Origin of the sequence: Butyricicoccus sp. AF18-9LB (genome assembly GCF_027684505.1) — a bacterium.
Taxonomy (GTDB): Bacteria; Bacillota; Clostridia; order Oscillospirales; family Butyricicoccaceae; genus Agathobaculum; species Agathobaculum butyriciproducens.
The window spans coordinates 1-502 of sequence record NZ_JAQCWA010000071.1 but is presented as its reverse complement, the minus strand read 5'-3'; the positions used below and the strand labels follow the sequence as shown (position 1 = coordinate 502).

Here is a 502-nt window from a genome sequence, read left to right as displayed (position 1 = left end):
CTCAAGGAGATGGTAAAGAAGGTTGAGCCGCACGGCATCAAGCTGTCCATCGAATTCTGCGGCGCACCGACCATGTCCATCAACCGCTTCGAGTACGCTTACGACATCGTTACCGAGGTAGATCATCCGCTGGTCGGCATCACCCTCGATCAGTACCACTTCCATGCTATGGCTTCCGAGTGGGCTGCTCTCGAGAAGGCTGACGGCAAGAAGATTTTCGTATGGCACCTGAACGGCATGGAGAATATGCCGTGCGGCGCTGCTTACAACAACGACGAGAAGCGTCTGTGGCCGGGCGAGCCGGGCGACTGCCTCGACCACAAGCGTTACGCAGATACCCTCAAGAAGATCGGCTTTGAAGGCGACGTTTGCACCATGGAGGTGTTCCGTCCGGACTACTACAAGCTGTCCAACGAGGAGAATATCAAGAAGGCCGCTGAGGTTACCAAGGCACATGTTGCGAAGTACTGGGCTGACTGATTTCACAGAGTGAAGATTTAAG

Annotated in this window: 1 protein-coding gene; it reads left to right on the top strand. The window is 54.8% G+C overall.

Annotated elements, in window-relative coordinates; translation table 11 throughout:
* Positions 1–480, top strand: a 480-nt coding sequence (locus tag PGY33_RS14360; protein ID WP_270479225.1) for a sugar phosphate isomerase/epimerase family protein, incomplete at its 5' end; no start/stop codon positions are given.
* Positions 481–502 lie beyond the last annotated feature (22 nt).